Raw genomic sequence first — 19,591 nt, forward strand, 5'->3', positions numbered from 1 at the left:
TTTTTTGTATAGCCTAAATAAAGATATTGATCCAACCTACTTAATGAGCTACCTCTTTACCAAACTTCTTTTCACCGGCTGGTATGGCAATTTTTAGTTGGTTTTCATCCGGTGGTTTGGGGCACGAGTAGCCACCGGCGAACGCGCAGTAAGGGTTGTAGGCTTTGTTAAAATCGATGATTACCCTTCCATTTTTAAAATCGCCCTCGCGGAGGTCGATATAGCGGCCGCCGCCGTAGGTTTCCTTGCCGTTGCTTTCATCGGTAAAGGGTAAAAAGAGGTAATCGGCGTAAGCAGGGATCTTAGCCAGCCCCGTACTGCGGTAAACCGAAAGTGTTACCGGTTTGCCGTGTAACTGCATGGTTAGGTCGGCATATTTTACGTATTCCCTCCCGGTGCCTGCAAAAACGGGCATTACAAAAGTGGGGGCGCTGACTACTATCCGGGCCTGGGCTTCCACTCTATAGGTACTATCGGCATCGTAAAAGCGCAGGTATTGCAGGTCCTCTTTTTTCAGCGGGGAATTTTTATCCTCCAAAAAATCAGCCATATACTTTTGGCGATAAGCAGCTATCTGCGTTTTATGGTCCTGCGCGAAAGAGGCAGTTGTGGAGAGAAAAAGGAAGATCAATAGGTATTTCATGTGTTTAATATTTAAATGGCAGGGGAAGTAAGCCCTGCCTGCTTTCGGTGAAAAGTTAATATCATAGCGGCGAAACCCCTCCCTGCCTTTGCGCTCATACCTGCCGCACCCCTCCCCAAGGAGGGAATTATAGCTGCACTCTCTACTCTCTACTCACCACTCACTTACTCACTACTCACTACTCACTACTCACTACTCACTACTCACTACTCACTACTCACTACTCACCAAACCCTACTCACCACACCCTACTTCCCACACCCTACTTCCCAATTCTATACAATTTCCCGCTATCGGTTACGCCGTAGAGGGCACCGTCTTTACCGGTGGTGAGGGCGCGCCAGCGTTCGCCTTTATCTTTAAGCAGGCGTTCTTCGCCGGTAACTTTATTGTTGCTGATGATCAAACGCGCGATGTGCGAGCCGCCAAGGCCGCCTACAAAAAGATTGTTCTTCCACTCTGGGATGGCGGTGCCGGTGTAAAAGGCAATGCCCGATGGCGAGATGCTTGGATCCCAGTAATAAATGGGCTGGGTAACACCTTCTTTTTGCTGGATACCGTCGCCAACCTTGCTGCCGCTATATTCTATACCGTAGGTAACAACAGGCCAGCCATAGTTATTGCCAGCGCGGATAATGTTGATCTCATCGCCGCCGCGGGGACCAAACTCGGCTTCCCAAAGTTCGCCGGTAGCTGGGTTCCATGCCATACCTTCGGGGTTACGGAAACCGTAAGCGAAGATCTCGGGCAGGGCATCTGCCTTAGCTGCAAAAGGTCCGTTTGCCACGGGCAAGCCGTTTTTGGTGATATGGATCACTTTACCAATAGCCGCGTCAAGGTCCTGCGCTTTCATACGGATATCGCTGCCAGAACGTTCGCCGGTGCTTACAAACAGGTAGCCCTGCTTGTCAAACAAAATACGCGATCCGTATTGCAATGGGCCGCGGTACGCAGGCAGGGCACGGTATATTATCTGTATATCTTCTATGGAGTTTTCATCGGCAGCCAATTTACCTTTGGCTATGGCCAGCACGTTACCGCCAGCAACTGCTTCCGCGTAGTCCCAGTACACCATGCGGTTGGTAGCAAAATCAGGATCTATGTTCACATCAAGTAAACCGCCCTGCCCCTGCGCTACAACGGCGGGCAGATTGGTTATCTTTTTATCGGCCTGCCCGCCCGCTTTCAGGATCCGCATGGTGCCGCCCTTTTCGGAGATGAGAAAACGGCCATCGGGCAATACGCATAATCCCCATGGGCTCTTCAGATCGTTTGTAATAACAGTTGCAGTTATAGCGGTTTGGGTTTTTACACCAGGCGCGCGGGTTTGCCCTTTAAAAGCAGGCTGGTAATCGCTGTTTGGAGATTTGGTTTCCACCGGGTCGCCCTCTTTTTGCTGAGCCGTGGCAGGCTGGGCTATAACAACAGATAACAGCCCAAGGCCCCAAATGAATTTCTTGCTTGATACAGGTAGCATAGTATAGTGTTTAATTGACATAGATAGAATCCCTAAAATTAGGATTTAGTTTTGAGTTGCTACCGCAGCAAGGTGATATTTCCCGAATACTTTTTTCCGTCGAAATAAATAGTATAGTAATAAACACCTACAGGCAGGTCCTTACCGTTCATGGTTCCATCCCAGGGTTTGGCATAGCCCACCGACGAAAACACAACTGCGCCATACCTGTTAAATACATTCATCTTACTTTTCGGGTCCGAATCAAGGCCGGTGATGAGCCATTTATCGTTTACGCCGTCGCCATTGGGTGTAAAGGTATTGGGAATGGTTAGTTCGAGATAATCATTGTTAAGAATATCTACCACAGCAGTTGATGATGGCTGAAAGGCTACCGAGCCAAACATAGTGCTTGTTGCGGCAAAACTGATATTACGCTCGTTATATACGTTCACCAGGTCATCATCCAATATATCGAAAGGCAAGGCAACACTGCGTTGCCCTTTGCGCAAAACAATGTTGCCTTGCTTTACCTGCACACGTCCGTCGGCTGCCACATCGGTACCGCCCCATTGGTAGTTAATCTTAATATCATCGGTAAGCGTCAGCCCGTTCGAAAGCTGCACCATTATATTGCTCGATTGCCCCTCGTTAACCGTTTGATACGACGGGCTAAGTTCCAGATAAAAATTCTTATCGTTATCTACCGGGTTTATCACCAGTTCGTTGGTAATAACGCCCTTCCATTTAAACCGGTAGGTACCCGCGTGGCTGTCCACGGCAGATAATAATATAGAAGCTACGCCGTCTATCATGATCATGTTATCGTCAGGATAGGTTATAGTGAGTTGGGGGTTTCTGTTTGTGTAACTTATTTGCAGCCCGGTGATACCGATAGCCTGCAGATACGTAAACCACTTTAGTATTTGGGTGTTAATGTCCAAGGCGTACTGTACTCCTATCCCCGCCGGCAACTGAAAAGAATAGGTTATATTGTTCCCCTCATTCAACACGTCGGTAGCCGGGGTGATCTCTATAACACGGTTCGCTACAGTATTATCGGCATCTAATATTGTGATAGCTACCGTATTTTCTGTGGAGGTAAATTGCCCTAAAGTATTGCCACCCGTAGTAATATCGCCCCTAATAAATTCATCGCCTTCTATTAATTGGTCCGTAAGGGCGTTTAAGTCTATCTCTATTTCGCGTTGCCCGGCAGGTATGGTTAGAGCAAAGGGCGTATAATCGAAACCTGCAGTTGCTGCGAAAGCGGGAGGATTTTCTGCAAGCATAAAGCTCAGGGGCTGCGATAGCAGCGCTGTACCAAGCAATGCCACTTTTATTTTGCCAGACGAGCCTTCGGTTACCTGGGGAGTATACGTTACTTTAAACTTCCGGTTGTCATCGGTATTGTCATCATCATCAATATAAAACAGCGTACCGGCGGCAGCGCCCGATATGGTATAGCCCAGCGGATTATCAGGTATGGCAGCTTTCAGCGTAAAACTTTCCTGTTCTTCCATCAGGTTATCGTTGGTTACCGGGATGGTGAGCGTGGTACTGGTTTGGCCTTTGGAGATGGTAACTGTGGCAGGCAAAGTAAAGTCGCCCTGGTTTAATTGCGGGTCGGTATCTGTTAAATGGATTACAATATCATCTTCGGCAGGGCAGCCGGTTAATAAACTGTATTTAATGGAAACATCCTTGCTGCCTTCCAGCCCGCTTTGGGTTACGGTGGCACTGATGCGCTTACACGGATCAGGATCCTCGTGCAGGTATTTCACCCAAAAATAACTAAAATGAAGGTTGCTGGGGGTTGTATAATCCTTTCCATCGAATGTAAAATTCTGCTCATAAACGCCGTAATGGCGCACCATCATATTAAGGGTTTCGCCTTCAACTTTCACCAGATCGCGTGTGAAGGCATCTGGCAGGTAATCGGTTTTGTTTTCATCGGGTAAAATGGTGACCGCACCGTTCCCGTCTGTATACAGCCAGTCTAAGCTATAAACGCTCCAATAATTTGCGGCCGGCGCTATACAAAAATACCCGTTGTTATTGTAATTAATGGAACTGTAAACGTCCCTGCGTGTGGCGGCGTCCGGAAAAACCTTCACCGAACTTAAAACGTTTAAATACTTATCCATCCTTATATCAAAATAACCTAAAGCCTCGGGTCCGTTGGGGGGTTGGGTTATAAACCGACGTGATCATCTCATATCCGTTATCAATAGGGCGAACAGGTGCCGGGAAATCGCCATATAGGATAAATGGTTTTTCGGCCACAACTTTGCAATTAGCATCAAGCGTTACCTGGAATTTGGGAAGGCCTCCCCTGCTCATAACTGCTGTTGCGCTTTCCCCGCCAGACGATACCAGTATCTGGGGTATAGATGATACAGATGGGTCATGATAAATGGCGGTTATCTTTCCTGCGGCATTTACCTTAGCCACAAAACCTTCCGGATACCCGCCGTTTGGCACATTAGCGTTAAACTCATAGCCCTGCAAATTTATTTTAGCATAGAATATCGAACTCCAAAATACACCGTCGTTGCTAAGCGCAATGGGGCCGCCTATTTGCGCGCTGCCGTTGTATGTTTCGGCACCAACACCCCATTGTGTTTTACCCGCTTTATCAAGTTTAACAAGGAATGTCCCCCCGGGCAAAGTTTCCCCATCATCGAGTTTGATATTGTACCCGGCACCCGAAATGTAAACATTTTGAGCCTCATCTACCTGGAGGTCGTAGATCTGGTCGCCACCGTTTACCGGCGATATGGTGCGCGACCACAGCACTTTACCCGCACTGTTAAGCTTGCCTATTACCGAATAATCCGAGGCGGCGTGCCGTTCGAAAGGCTTGCCGCAAAAATTAATATCGTACCGGCTGGCCATTATAATATAAGCATTCCCCTGTTTATCTATTTGCATGATACGCGTGTACGAATCTTCCGCATACCCCAGCCAAACCGATTGTTCATACTTTTGTGCACAAAGTGTGACCGGTGCCAATAAAAGCAGGAAAATAAAAACAGTTTTAAATAGCCTAAACATAAACAGGAGTGTAAGATAACAACTCCCGGTACTCTTCACAAGCCAGGGCAGCAGTTAGCATAATATACGGTGACCTACACCACCGGCTTATCTTCTTCCTTCTTCTCTTCCGTTTCGTCGCCGAGCGATTCAAAGGCAGCTACGGGTTCTTTTTCCTCTTCGGTCGGGGTAACAGGCGGCGCGCTTTTCTTCCCGGTGAAGAACTTTTTGATGGCACCGCCCACCCCGACAACTGCGAGGGCGATCAGCTTCCAAAACTTAACGGCGAGGGCAAAAAAGCCAACCTTAGCCAGTATTTTACCGGCAACCAGGCCACCGATGGTCCAGGCGGCTACCTTATCAATACCCGAATCGAAGTTGGTGTATTTATTGCCGTCGGTAAACGCAACCATGGTGAGCACATGTGGCACGTCGGCCTTCACAGGTGCTATTTCGTTCATGGTGGCTATGGCGTTTAATACCAATACACCTTTACGGCCCAGTATGCGCACGTTATAGTTAAGCGTATTCACGCTGTCAGTACCAAATTTTACTTCTTTGGCCCAGTGCAGAATGTGCTTATTGGCGTCATAATATGGTGTTGCGGCCCAGCCGACAATGGTTATCGGCTCGTACCCCGCTGTCTGGCGTTCGGCATTCTCGTCATTGGTTTCCTTTTTCAGGTTGGTGAGCATTTCGTCGTAATCAACGTCTTTGGCATCGTCGTCTTTTACATAACCGATGGCATCATACTGAATATTGAACACATAGCCACCGGCCACAACACCCTGCGCTTCGGGCAGGATAAAGCCTAAGGTCATGTTGGCTGTTTTAGGGTTACCCCAAATTTCGGTAAGTACCCGTAGCGATTGTACCGAATCGAGGTACTTAAAACCTTTAGGAACGGTTACCGTAGCAATACCATCGCCAATTTTGATGGTACCATGCTGGTAGGTGAATGATTTTTCGAGGGTGGCGATCTTCAGGGCCGTGCTATCCTGCGCCAGGGAAGCATTTACACAAAGGCCTAGGAAAACAATGAGGGCGTAAAGTTTTTTCATGCAATAAGGTTAGTTTAACGTTTTAAATATAACGGATTTGATGTTAAGGTTAAAATACTTTTTCATAAAATCCTACTTTCCATCTTTCAGCCTTTCCCATAACAAAATTGTACATTTAGCAAGGTTACAGAACAAATGCACGCAGCGAATGTTAATTAACCTACTTTCAGTTCCTAAATACCTCCGTACCATCTATGAGTTATAAACGGCTATTTGTAAGCGCCTACCTTTTGTTATTAACGCATCTTGCCTTTTCGCAGCAGGCAACCTCGCCGGATAGCATCACTATAGCTATTAACACCAAATTTGACAAAGCCGGCAAGGTAACCCGGTTATTGCTGGGCACCAATTATCGCAAGGTTTGGGCGCAGCAAATAAAAATGCCGGTGTTCCGCCTCGATAAAGAAAAAGGCGGCTTAAAAATTACCGGTACCGGCGGCGGTAACCAAACTACTTCCTTACAACTGGAAGATTCAGCTGGCCGCAAATGGGTGTTGCGTTCGGCCAATAAAACCACTTCGCGAGATCAGCCTAAGATCTACAAGAACACCCTCGTGGAGGCTATTATGTTAGATGCCGGTTCTATAGGTCACCCATTTTCGGCATTGGCGGTGCCACCTATGGCGCAGGCGCTGGGCATAACGCACACCAACCCCAAAATTGTTTACCTGGGCGATGACCCGCAACTGGGCAAATACCGCGACGAGTTTGCCAACCACGTTTACCTGTTTGAGGAACACGGCCCGGCAGATGGCAGCAAAGATTACAAAACCGAAAAAGTGCAGGAAAAACTGGAAGAGGATAACGATAAAAAAGCCGACCAGAAACTCATCCTCCGCGCCCGCATCCTGGATATGATCATGGGCGACTGGGACCGTCACGGCGGCCAGTGGAAATGGACCAAAGGCGAGGACTCTACCAAAAATACCTACGAGCCCACCCCCGGCGACCGCGACAAGGTTTTCTACACCACCGGCGGCGCTATATTTACCGTAATGGCCCTGGCCAAACCCAACCTGCAGCCTTATACCGACCATATCCGCCGGGTGGACCTTTGGAACTATAACACCGTTGGCTTCGACTTGTATTTTTTGAACCAGCTGAACCAGCAGGATTGGGAAGACGAGATATCCTACGTGCAAAAAACACTTAGCGATAGCCTGGTTACCCGTGCCGTAAAGCTAATGCCTGCCAACGTGTACGCCGTATCGGGGCCGCACATCCTCAAAACCTTTTTTAAACGGCGCGACCATATCAAAAAATACGTCATGCAATATTACCGTTTCCTGGCACAGAAGGTGGATATCCCCGCATCGGATAAGGACGAGCATTTTACCATTAACACCCAGGAAGATGGCGACGTAAAAGTTACCATTAACAAAGTAAAAAAGGATGGCAGCACAGGCAAGGTTATTTACCAGCGTACTTTTAATAAGAAACATACCGAAGATCTGCGCCTGTACGGGCTGGGCGGCAAAAACAGCTTTGAGGTTACCGGCAGCAACCCAACGCCTATGAAAGTGCGCATGGTAGGCGGTACCGATACCGACACCTTCCGGATTGACACCCTGCTGCATAACCGCAAAAACTTGTACGTGTACGATGTGCGCGGGCCGGGCAACAGCCTGCCAACCTCCAGCCAGGTGCATCTCAAGCTATCAAACGATACAGCCATAAACGCCTACAAGCACCCCGAAAACAAGTACGATACCTACACCCCTGTTGGCGGCATTGGGTATAGTACGGAGGACGGCTTGCAGTTTATTGCCGGCATAGGGCTTACCCAGTACGGCTTCCGCAAGGAACCTTTCCGCGCCCATCAGGAGCTTAAGGTGAGCTATACGCTTAGCAAGCAGTCGTTCATTGTAAACTATACCGGTGTATTTAAACACGTGTGGGGCAAAACCGACCTGCTGGTAAACCTTACCGAACGCGGTCCGCGCAACACCAACAACTTCTTCGGCCTGGGTAACGTGGGCGAATACCAAAACGATAAGGAGTTTTACTACTACCGCAACAGGTACGACTACGGCGTTGCCGACATTCGTTTCGCGCACAAATTCGACCACTGGCAGGTAAGCGGTGGTTCCATCACCGAGTTCTACACCGCATCACGCAACCATAACTTCGACCATTTTTTTAAACAGTACGACCAGGAACACCCCGAAGACCAGGTATTTAAAACCAAGCTGTACACAGGTGCGATAGCCGGAGCGGTTTACGACACCCGCAATAACCAAACCTTCCCCAGCCGTGGCGTAACCTGGCGCACCACCGCAACAGGCCTCACCGGGCTAAACGTAAGCGACCACACCAGCGCGTCTATCCTTACCACCTTCAGCTTTTTTGTGCCGATAAAAGATTCTACCATTGTGCTGGCCAACCGCACCGGCTTGGGGCACATTGTGGGTAAGGGCGAGTTCTTCCAGATGATGAACCTGGGCGGGCTCAGCCTGCAGGGTTTCCACACCAGTCGCTTTATTGGCAACACGGTGGCATACAACAACCTGGAACTGCGCGCCAAACTGTTCAATTTTAACGCTTACGTATTAGCCTCCTCATTCGGACTGGTGGCCTTTAACGATGCCGGCCGTGTGTGGCTCAAAGGCGAGCACTCCGGCACCATCCACGATACCTATGGCGGCGGCATCTTCCTCACCCCCTACAACGCCTTCCTTCTCCAGGCCGTCCTCGGCAAAAGCACCGACGGGTACCTGAGTTATATAACCGTAGGGTTTAGATTTTAGGGGAAGATTTTTAATATCGAATGATGAATTTCGAATATTGAACGGCGAAGTTTTTCTTCATTTCTTTCCCTTCATCATTCGAATTTCAGCATTCGGTGTTCGATATTTTTCAATTTTCTCCTTGTCGTTCTGAGCGATAGCGAAGAATCTAATAGCCACGATGCAATTGCCGCAATGCAATTTAGAAAAACAGTTGCAGTAGCGCTTAGGCACCGATAGTCCCGCTATCCGCTGCAAGTCCTCCTTCGTCCGGGCTTTACGCTGCTATCGGGTTTAGGGAAGTTCCTTCCTCCTGTCATTCCGAAAGAATGAAACAAATTAAGTTGTAAATATTCTTAATATATTTATAACCTAACCCTAACATCATGATAAGCAGTATTTATTTAGGTGAAGATAAATTTGAGCATTACAATACAATTGAAGAAGATCGAACTCTTAAAAATCTTTCTAAAGTAAATATTTTTATAGGTAGCAATAATTCAGGCAAAAGCAGATGTTTAAGAACGGTATTTTCAAATGAACTTTTGAAATACACAACAGACCAAATTGACCTATCAAAAATTAACTCTTTAATAAAAAACTTCAAACAAGAAATTGAAGATGCACTCAATGGGCTGCCAGCAAACGGTCAGATAACCGAACGTTTCATTGAAAAGTTTGAGCAACTGGATTTCGTAAACGTAACACTAAACTTAACACCATCCGTTAATAGGTTTTTTCAAGACTTAGCGAGTTATGACGGTGCTGTCAACACTCAGTATAATAGTGGGGGATTAGAAATTAGAAATGCACTTAATATTATAGGACGAAGATACACCAGCCAGTTAAATGCTCTTATAAAAAACAAAGTTTTTAATTTTAAATTAGACAACGTTTATATCCCAACATTACGTGGATTAAGAAATATAAATGGAATTGATAACGATTTATTTTCCACATGTACTATCCGAGATTACTTTACTGGCAGCGACTTTGGCACCAATATAAAAAATCAACTTTACACGGGATTGAGTTTATACAAAGACACGCAAAAGCTTTTGTTAGGCGATAAAGATGATAGAAATAAAGTTCGAGCCTTTGAGCTATTTTTGCAACAAACGTTTTTCAACAATCAAGAAATAAATCTTATACCACGAATCGGGAAAGAGGTTGTGTATTTTAGGATTGGAGAATACGAGGAACATCCTATATATGAACTTGGTGATGGAATTCAGTCTATCATTATATTAACATATCCTTTGTTTTTTAGACAGGGCGAAAAACTGAACTTTTTCATCGAAGAACCGGAACAATATCTTCACCCTGGCTTTCAACGTACTTTTATTGAAACATTGTTATCTCCGAGATTTAAAGACTTCCAATATTTTATCACAACTCATTCTAATCATCTTTTAGATTTAACGTTAGACAAAGAGCACATTTCAATATACACATTTAAAAAAAAGTACACGGAAACAAATGCCCCAAATTTTATAATTGAAAACGTAGAAAATGAGGACTCTAACATTTTGGCGAGTATCGGTGTAAGAAACTCGTCCGTCTTTTTATCCAACTGTACTATTTGGGTTGAGGGGATAACTGATAGGATATACATCCGAAAATATTTAGAAATATATCAAAAATCGCAAGTTCTAACTTTCAAAGAAGATTTACATTTCTCCTTTGTAGAGTATGGAGGAAATAATATTACGCATTGGTCTTTCTTAGACAGCGCAGATGCAAGCCATCCGAATATTCAGGTTGATAGATTATGTGGCAAGCTCTTTTTAATTACGGATAAAGATGGCGATGGTTTAACAAAGGACGGCAATAAATCAGCTAAAGCTTTAAGACAAGAACAATTAAAAGAGAAATTACGCGAGCGATATTATTGTTTAGCAGCGAGAGAAATAGAAAACACATTATCTATTACTGTCCTTAAAAACACAATTCGTGATATAGAGAACAATCCAAACATTGAATTTAAGGCAGAATTTGATAATCAAAATAAATATACCGAAAAAAAAATAGGCACATATTTAGACTCGCATATCATCGCGGCTACCAAAAGCTACGCTGATCAATCCGGTACGGTAAAGGACAAACTCAATTTTGCAAAAAAAGCAGTTAGTCATGTAAAGAAAATAGAGGACTTGTCGAGTGAGGCATTAGACTTAGCTGAAAAATTATATGAGTTTATTAAAAAAAATAATTAACAATGCGGTAAGTTCACGAGTATATAAAGCGTTATCTGCGCGCCAGCAATGCGCCACAAACGGGCCACAAACCCGGGGACGCTTGCGGCAGCCATAGAAAAAACCTGCACGGCCTCACCCATCTAAACCCGATAGCAGCGTAAAGCCCGCTTCTACCGGCGGCTTGCAGCGGATAGCGGGACAGAAACCAACCTAAATATTACTGCCCTTGATTTTCAAAACCTATACATTGCGGCTACTTGCGTTATGAGATTGCCACGTCGCGCCACCACGCGCCCCTCCCCGCTGCTCCTCGCAATGACAATTCTGCATAAAACCGTCCCTTTTCACCCTATTTCCCAACTATTTTTCAAAAAAAGTAAAATAAATTTCTACTGCGCAAATACACTGCGCAGTAGGTATCAACCTTTGTATCAACAAAAACAAAGAAGGGAGGCTCCCAATGAAATTTAACTTACTAAGCAAGCTAACAAAACAGGTAACAAACCATGCAGGCGCAACGGCCTACGCACTAAGCCCCGAAATGGAGCTGTATGCGGCGGTGGTTACCTGGAGCCTGAACGATTCGCTCTACGAAAAGAACGACGAGCGTTTAAACCGCCTGCGCCAGCTGATGGCCAATTGCAAGCCCGGGTTTGTGGGTAAGCTGGCGGTTTACGCAAGGCACAAAATGTACATGCGGTCGGTACCGTTGGTGCTGGTTACCGAGTTGGCTAACCTGCACAGCGGAGATGACCTGGTAGCGCGTGTTACCGCCGGCGTGGTAAACCGTGCCGACGAAATAACCGAGCTATTGGCTTGCTACGAAATGATGAATCAGCGTACCGGCCCTAAAAAGCTGAACCGCCTGAGCAAGCAATTGCAAAAGGGTTTATCGGCAGCGTTTAACCGCTTTGATGAGTACCAGTTTGCCAAGTACAACCGCGATGGTGCCATAAAGTTAAAGGATGCTTTGTTTTTGGTTCACCCTAAAGCAAAGGATACCGCGCAGCAGGATCTGTTTAACAAAATAGTTGCCGGTACCCTGCAAACGCCTTACACCTGGGAAACGGAGTTATCTGCCCTTGGTCAGTTAAATTACGATAGCCAGGAAGCAAAGGCGGCCGCTTTTCGCAATAAGTGGGAAGAACTGATCTTTAGCGGCAAGTTGGGTTACATGGCGCTGCTGCGTAACCTGCGCAACATAATGGAAGCGGGCGTAAGCTACGCCGCATTTGAGCAGGTTTGCACTACGTTGGCAGATGCCGATAAAGTGGCGAAGGCTAAGCAGTTTCCGTTCCGTTACCTGGCGGCTTACCGCGAGTTGCTAGATGCAGAAAAGGTGTCGACTGTAAAAACATTCGGCAATAAAATAAGCTGCCTGATAAACGGCAACAAGGGTTACACCGGCGAGTTGCTGGATGCTTTGGAAAAAGCCGTAGCAGCGAGCGCCGCCAACATAAAAGGCTTTGGTGCCGATACCAGTGTGTTGCTGGCCTGCGACGTATCGGGTTCGATGCAGAAACCGGTTTCGCTACGCTCTAAGGTGTTGTTGTTCGATATAGGTTTGATGCTGGCCATGCTGCTGCAGTCGCGTTGTAAAAACGCGCAGGTGGGTATGTTTGGCGATACCTGGAAAACCATCACCGTACCGCGCAGTAATGTACTTGCCAACGTGCAGGAATTTTACAAGCGCGAAGGCGAGGTGGGTTACAGCACCAACGGCTACCTGGTAATAAACGACCTGCTGCGTAACCGCGTGCAGAAAGACAAAGTGATGCTGTTTACCGACTGCCAGTTGTGGAACAGCAATGCAAACGGCCTGGCCAACATACAAACCCTGTGGGGTAAGTATAAGGCGCAGGTAGCACCAGGTGCAAAGCTGTACCTGTTCGATCTGGCGGGTTACGGTCAATCGCCGCTGCGTGTACCGCAAAAGGATGTTTATTTGATAGCCGGCTGGAGCGATAAGGTTTTTGGTGTGTTGGCAGCATTAGAAAACGGCGAAACCGCGCTGGATGTAATAAACCAAACAGAAATATAAAAACAAAGTATGGGGTTGCTAACGCCCCATACTTTTAAAAAGAAATTTAAAACATAAGGATGCCGTAGAAACGGGTTACTTCGTCGCCATTTAGGGGAGGGCATTGTGGCGCAAGCCGTGATGGAGGTTCGAGTCCTCGCTTGACAGTCCCCGTTCCCGCGTTCGCCTGTTGCTCCTTATTATAAAATAAAGAAGGTGTCGTAAACGAGTGTTACTTCGCTAATTCAAAGCTGTAGCGCCGGTTCGAGTCCGGCCCTTTGCAAAAGGGTAGTTGAGATGGTTAAAACGCAGAGCAAAAAAGGCACTTATTGCTTGTAACCCTTCTTTTATAAAAATATTGAAAATTAGGAAGGTGCCGTAAATGAGCGTTACTTCGCTTGGGTTGCTGAGGTTACCGGTTCGAGTCCGGTCTCTCGAAAGGGAGTCGCCTAATTGGATAGGGCACAGTACAGAATTGCTCATTGATTTTTGCCCTTCTTTTAAAAAGAATTGAATGAAATAAAAAGGTGTCGTAAATAAGTGATACTTCGTTAACCCCAAGGTCGCCGGTTCGAACCCGGCTTGCGGTGAGCACATCCCGCAATAGCTCAGATTGGTAGAGTATGGGAACGCCGCAAGGCCATAAGAGCACTTATTGTTTTTTACCCTTTTTATAAATTATTAAAATAGAGGCAGAGCCCCTTAAAAATATAAAGAGATGCCGTAGCACCGCGTTACTTCGCCAGTCACGCAAATACAAAAACCGCGGATCGAATGTTGCTCTCTTTGCCCCCTAACCCCCTAAAGGGGGAACTTTTAAAATCCTGCTCCCCTTCAGGGGGTTGGGGGCTTAAGGTGCCGTAAACAGGTGATACATCGGTTAGAACGTCCGCGAGGCGCGGGAAACGTTGGTTCAACTCCAACCTGTGATTAATTTCATATGTAGTTCAGGGAAAAAAACATCGCCGGTTGTTTTTAGCCCTTTTAACAAAAGATGCCGTAAGTGTGTGATACTTCGTCGGTTGAACCCGTGTAAACGGGAAGGTTCGAATCCTTACATGCACACACTGCTTGTTGCTCTTTTGCTTTTTATTAAATAATACCTAAACCTGGTTCACAGGATCGGGACTAATTGATGCCGTAGCGCCGTGTTACTTCGACTGAAAATCCAAAAACACACGGAGTGAATGTTGCTCTTTTATGCCTGGTTTTAAGTACACACTCCCATGAATGGGACGGCAATGAGAGTATAGCGTTGAATATCGTTAGAACAAGCGATTCAACCAAACACGTTCATATCCGTCGGTTTTAACCGACGATAAGGGAGATATTACTATCCTGCTATACTTCTAAACGTCAGGCTGATCCTTGGCATATCGATATCTGCCTTTGGGATGGCGTGTTCCCATTTTGCCTGCACACCCTGATCCATATATAATAACGAACCTGCTGGAAGGGCGAAATCAACAATATTTGTTTTATCGATTATTTCTCTGAATCGCAGAGTGCGGAGCGCGCCTAAGGAAAGTATGGCTACTCCCGTACCGGTTGCAAGAATATCAGTTTGATCGGAATGAAACCCCATTCGGGAATTCCCGTTGGCATAGTAATTAATAAGGCAATTGTTGGCCAGGAAGCCAATTTGCGCTGCCAGGCTTATGCTTAGTTGATCTAATAATGAAGTGAAGGGCTTGAACGGATAACTCATCTGCGAATAGTTATAAGCAACCCCGTAGCTTGCCGTCTTTCGCAGGGCCATACTATCATTCCAGACAATAGTTGTTTGCAATTCAGCAAAAACCTGCCCTGGGTCACTCAAAAACTCCGATACATAAATTATACCATCCATGTTAAAATTTAATTTAATTTACAGATTTTTCTTTACAATACCACACGCCCTCTCCCTCCCGCTAAAAGCAGTTTTTATAAAAAGCAAGCCGTAAAGCCTGCCCGAAAAATGGGTACACCTCACGTTTTCCCGCATGGATTTGAACCACAACCGCCCGGCTCAAAACAGGGTGTGCTACCCTTGCACCACAGGAAAATAAAACCGGCCAGTGCGGGACTCGAACCCGCGACTGTTATACATCAAATTGAACCCCTGTTACCAAACTCAGGCAACCAGCCAGTTGTAGAAATAACAGGACTTGAACCTGTAACCGTCACCGTATAAGGGTGTTGCTCTAACCAATTGAGCTATATTTCTGTCATTAAAAGTAGGGTAACCCGGACTCGAACCGGGAGCCTCTCCGTTCCAAACGGAGTAATCTGCCAATTGATATACTACCCTAAAATTTCGCCACAAAACAAAAGATCCCCTTAGGTAAGCCTAAGAGGATCTGCAGTATCTTGTAATATTTTTTACAATACGTACGCCATCACCTCCGACTTATCGGTTGTTCTGTGGGGATTTGTATTGACATTGTTTTCATGGCACAATGATACACATTATTTTTATAAATCAAGAAATTCTTTAAATTTTTTTTTTGGATGTTCGTTACAGTTCTATCCCCGGACAATAGCGCTGGTCTTCATGGCAGGGATCACCGGCTGGTAAACATTTTGTTTACAGATAAAGTGGGGGGCTTCCAACCCGTCCGTTTCGGGATGGCAACGCTTACTTAGGGAACCCGGCAAGCAGCGCGTCAATATTATTGAGCTTATTTTGTTGCAATACGGTTTTGCCATAGGGCGTAAAATAAGTGTGCCGGGTAAGCAGGCTGATGTTGGATTGAAACCAGTCGCGGTCGGTATACTCTTTTTTTAGCCTGGCTGCCCATTCCATTCGCAGCATGGCGGCACGTTCGGGATAGTCGGCGCGCGAAAAGTGCGAGAGGTCGGCATCGCAAAGCACCTCTTCCATTAAATTAGTGGGGTTTTGCGGTATTTGCGTAGCGAGGATGCAACCGGAGATCTTAGCGATGAATTTTTCGTCGGCGCCCTGCTGTTTTAAAAAAGTGGCGGCAATGGCAATGCTGTTATCCTCGTGCCCGGTATAGGCATAGCAGTAACCGGTATCGTGAAACCAGGCGGCTATCTCTACAATAATAGTTTCTTTTTTGCTGAAGCCCGAGTTTTGGGCTATGTCTATGGCGGCTTTTACCACCCGCTCGGTATGCCCCAGATCGTGGAAATACATATCGGGCGACAGTTGTGTGCTTAGCAGTTCTCGTACGTAATTCTCGGCATCGGTTACTAATACTGCCCTGGCCATAAAAAGCGTGTAGTTTTGCGGCTAATTAGTTAAACATTCTGTAGAAAATCTGGATTTTCGCATCGAACTTGCTTTATATCGAGGCGCGTACGCCGCCGGGCTATCCATAATTTTTTGTTAATTTGGGGAGTCAACGCTATTCAACATCAAGCCTATGCATCGTTTAATAAAAGCCCTCCCCCTGTGTTGTTCATTATTGGTTTTTGGCGGCAATGCCATCGCCCAAAATGTAAAATATGTAAACGGCAACAACAGCTGGGACCCCGATTCACTGGGCAACCACCGGGCGGTGCTCAATGTAACCACAGCCGGCAAGGTTAGCAAATCCGTAATAGCCTGGCGACGGCGCGACGACCCAACCAATAAGCAGATCATCGTAGTGGATGCCAAAACCAATAAGCGCGTCCTTAATGTAAAGACCGAAAACATCTCCCGCGAGAGCGGAACCATTTACTTTGAACCAACATCGGGCGCGGGGAAATACTACGTTTACTACATGCCCTACAAGGTAACCGCCCGCAGCAACTACCCCAAGGCGGCATACCTCCCGCTGAAAAGCACCGCGTCCGAAACATGGCTGGCTAAAACAGGCAAAGCTACTACCGCAACATTGCTTTATTTGGAAGCCGTGAACGCCATGAACAGTTTTTACCCCATGGAGGTGATAGCCACCAAAGCTGAATTAACTGCGCTTAATAAAAACGCAAAACCATATTTAGTTTTTACCGAGGACAGAGAGCACCCCATTAAAATGACGCACGACCTCCCCCAGCGGTTTATACAAAAAGGTACTGTATCTAAATTCACTGGTTCGGCTGCTAAGGGTGAAAATTATAGTTACCAGTTGGGTGTGTATGCTGCTAATCAGGATTTGAAGAATGTTAAGGTGAACTTCTCCGGTTTAAAAGATGGCAGCGGTCATGAGATATGGAACAATTACATGAGTTGCCTCAATACGCAGGGAACAGCCTATGATGGAAGGTACATTCAAGAAACCGTAAATGTTGCCAAAGGCGATGTACAGGCTTTATGGTGTCTGGTCAATGTCCCAGCTAAAACAGCAGCAGGCGTTTACAGCGGGAAAGCAACCATCACGGCCGATGGCGTACCCGCCACTACCGTAATGCTAAGCATCACCATAAAAAATCAAACTGCCCTCAACGGCGGCGTAAACCATCCGGGGTTACAAACCCGCCTTACCTGGCTCAACTCAACCCTGGCGCAGGAAAACACCGTGATAAAGCCTTACACGCCGCTAAAAGTTGATGATAAAACCATCAGCTTGTTGGGGCGTAAGGTGATCCTTGGCGACAATGGCTTTCCCAAACAAATTCAAACTTTTTTCACGCCGGAGATGACTGGCACCACCGATGTTCCCCAAAATATTTTAGGCGAAGGCATTCACTTCCATGTGATTAATGCGGCTACGCATAAGGATATTGCTTTTAAAGGTTACACAGGCGATAGTGATGTTTTCAGTGCGCTAACCGGGAATAAAGTAGCCACGAAACACTACCGCGATGGCTTTGCTTTTGGCGATGAAAACACTCCCGGCATGGTGAAATGGATTGCTCGGGATACCTCCGAAGCTTTGGATATGCAAGTCGACGCCAGCATCGAGTTCGACGGCTATATGAATTACTCCGTGAAATTCACCGCTAAACAGGATCTCTCTCTCGACGATATTAAACTGCACATTCCCTTTGATACCGCCGCCGCCAAATACCTGATGGGGCTTAACCAAAAGGGCGGCTACCGCCCCGATACCCTCAACTGGAAATGGGACGTGGCCAAAAAGAACCAGGACGGTGCCTGGATGGGCGAAGTAAATGCCGGCCTGCAATACTCCCTGCGCGACGAGAATTACGTGCGACCGCTCAACACTAACTTCTATCTGCAAAAACCATTGTTGCTACCCACCAGTTGGGGCAACGGCGGTAAGGGCGGCATCCTCATCGCTAAAAGGGGGACTAACATCCTGTCGGAAAATTATAGCGGCCCGCGTACTATGAAAAAGGGCGACATGCTGTACTACAACTTCACGCTGCTCATTACCCCCTTCCACCCTATCAATACCGATTTTCAGTGGAGCACGCGCTTTTACCATAAGTACAACAACCTGGATACCATTAAAGCTACCGGCGCTACCGTGGTGAACATCCACCACGCTACGCCCATCAACCCTACCATCAATTACCCCTTCATCGCGCACGATGCTATGAAGCATTATATCGATTCGGCACATCAACTGGGCCTCAAAGTGAAGATTTACAACACCGTGCGCGAGCTGAGCAACAGTGCTTACGAAACGTTCCCCATGCGCAGTCTTGGCCACGAGATCTACTCGCCCGGCAAGGGCGGCGGCTACTCCTGGCTACAGGAACACCTGGGCGACGATTACATCGCCGCCTGGTACGTGCCCGAAATAAAGGATGCCGCCATTGTAAACAGCGGTATGAGCCGCTGGCACAATTACTACGTAGAAGGCATGAACTGGCTGGTGCAAAACGTAGGTATCGATGGCATATACCTCGATGACGTGGCTTTCGACCGCATCACCATGAAACGCATTAAACGCGTGCTTACACAGGACGGGCACCCCGGCATTATCGACCTCCACAGCGCCAACCAATACAACAAAAGCGATGGATTTAACAACAGCGCCAACCTGTATATGGAGCACTTCCCCTACCTTAACCGCCTGTGGTTTGGCGAATACTTTGATTACGAAAAGAACTCCCCCGATTTCTTCCTCACCGAGGTATCGGGTATCCCCTTCGGACTGATGGGCGAAATGCTGCAGGACGGCGGCAACCCATGGCGCGGCATGGTTTACGGCATGACCAACCGTATGCCCTGGAGCGACAACGCCGACCCGCGCCCCATTTGGCAAGCCTGGGACCAGTTTGGCATGCAGGGCAGCAAAATGATAGGCTACTGGGTACCCGGCAACCCTGTAAAAACCGGCAACCCCAAAGTACTGGCAACCGTGTACAAAAAGGCCAACAAAGCCCTCGTAGCCATAGCCAGCTGGGCCGATACCGATACCAGCATCAAGCTCACCATCGACTGGAAAGCCCTCGGCATCGACCCCGCAAAGGCCAAAATAACCGCCGCGCCCATCAAAAACTTTCAGCAGGCAAATATTTTCACGGAAGGTAGTGAGATACCCGTGGCTAAGGGTAAGGGGTGGTTGTTGGTAGTGGAGTAGGTTGGTGAGGGGTGAGTAGGGAGTGG

11 protein-coding genes and 3 tRNA genes are annotated in these 19,591 nt (G+C 47.0%); 4 read left to right on the forward strand and 10 right to left on the reverse strand.

Annotated elements, in window-relative coordinates:
- Positions 1-40: 40 nt before the first annotated feature.
- The 5 genes from ABIX36_RS26045 to ABIX36_RS26065 all read right to left on the reverse strand — a co-directional run bounded on the left by ABIX36_RS26045 (position 41) and on the right by ABIX36_RS26065 (position 6,196).
- Positions 41-643 carry a DUF1684 domain-containing protein gene (locus ABIX36_RS26045; RefSeq protein WP_348085094.1) on the reverse strand — a complete coding sequence of 201 codons (603 nt, stop codon included), beginning with the start codon at positions 641-643 and terminating at the stop codon, positions 41-43.
- Positions 644-905: 262 nt separating this feature from the next.
- Entirely contained in the window at positions 906-2,120 is a 1,215-nt protein-coding gene (locus tag ABIX36_RS26050; protein ID WP_348085095.1) for a PQQ-dependent sugar dehydrogenase, read from the reverse strand.
- Positions 2,121-2,179: 59 nt separating this feature from the next.
- Complete coding sequence (locus ABIX36_RS26055; protein ID WP_348085096.1) at positions 2,180-4,246, reverse strand: gliding motility-associated C-terminal domain-containing protein; 2,067 nt, start codon at positions 4,244-4,246, stop codon at positions 2,180-2,182.
- Between the two features lie 7 nt (positions 4,247-4,253).
- Positions 4,254-5,156 carry a hypothetical protein gene (locus ABIX36_RS26060; protein WP_348085097.1) on the reverse strand — a complete coding sequence of 301 codons (903 nt, stop codon included), beginning with the start codon at positions 5,154-5,156 and terminating at the stop codon, positions 4,254-4,256.
- Positions 5,157-5,230: 74 nt separating this feature from the next.
- On the reverse strand, positions 5,231-6,196 hold the full coding sequence (locus ABIX36_RS26065; RefSeq protein WP_348085098.1) for a DUF2167 domain-containing protein: 966 nt from the start codon (positions 6,194-6,196) through the stop codon (positions 5,231-5,233).
- A 194-nt stretch (positions 6,197-6,390) separates the two neighbouring features.
- Between ABIX36_RS26065 and ABIX36_RS26070 the strand changes: the two genes are divergently transcribed.
- From ABIX36_RS26070 to ABIX36_RS26080, 3 genes are all read left to right on the forward strand, one after another.
- Complete coding sequence (locus ABIX36_RS26070) at positions 6,391-8,943, forward strand: hypothetical protein (protein WP_348085099.1); 2,553 nt, start codon at positions 6,391-6,393, stop codon at positions 8,941-8,943.
- Positions 8,944-9,308: 365 nt separating this feature from the next.
- On the forward strand, positions 9,309-11,138 hold the full coding sequence (locus tag ABIX36_RS26075; protein WP_348085100.1) for an AAA family ATPase: 1,830 nt from the start codon (positions 9,309-9,311) through the stop codon (positions 11,136-11,138).
- Positions 11,139-11,580: 442 nt separating this feature from the next.
- Positions 11,581-13,161, forward strand: a complete 1,581-nt coding sequence (locus ABIX36_RS26080) for a TROVE domain-containing protein (protein ID WP_348085101.1) — start codon at positions 11,581-11,583, stop codon at positions 13,159-13,161.
- A 1,312-nt stretch (positions 13,162-14,473) separates the two neighbouring features.
- Here the strand turns inward: ABIX36_RS26080 and ABIX36_RS26085 are convergent.
- The 5 genes from ABIX36_RS26085 to ABIX36_RS26105 form a co-directional block, all read right to left on the reverse strand.
- Positions 14,474-14,989 (reverse strand): alpha-ketoglutarate-dependent dioxygenase AlkB, encoded by a 516-nt coding sequence (locus ABIX36_RS26085; protein ID WP_348085102.1) that lies wholly within the window; start codon positions 14,987-14,989, stop codon positions 14,474-14,476.
- 202 nt (positions 14,990-15,191) lie between these two features.
- Positions 15,192-15,267, reverse strand: a tRNA-Ile gene (locus ABIX36_RS26090).
- A 5-nt stretch (positions 15,268-15,272) separates the two neighbouring features.
- Positions 15,273-15,346 (reverse strand) — tRNA-Ile (locus ABIX36_RS26095).
- Between the two features lie 11 nt (positions 15,347-15,357).
- Positions 15,358-15,430: transfer RNA gene (locus tag ABIX36_RS26100), tRNA-Pro, on the reverse strand.
- Between the two features lie 327 nt (positions 15,431-15,757).
- A complete protein-coding gene (locus tag ABIX36_RS26105) occupies positions 15,758-16,354 on the reverse strand; it encodes a hypothetical protein (RefSeq protein ID WP_348085103.1) in 597 nt (198 codons plus the stop codon).
- A 154-nt stretch (positions 16,355-16,508) separates the two neighbouring features.
- Between ABIX36_RS26105 and ABIX36_RS26110 the strand changes: the two genes are divergently transcribed.
- Positions 16,509-19,565 (forward strand): glycoside hydrolase domain-containing protein, encoded by a 3,057-nt coding sequence (locus ABIX36_RS26110; RefSeq protein WP_348085104.1) that lies wholly within the window; start codon positions 16,509-16,511, stop codon positions 19,563-19,565.
- Positions 19,566-19,591 lie beyond the last annotated feature (26 nt).

Source organism: Mucilaginibacter sp., from assembly GCF_039925265.1.
GTDB lineage: Bacteria > Bacteroidota > Bacteroidia > Sphingobacteriales > Sphingobacteriaceae > Mucilaginibacter.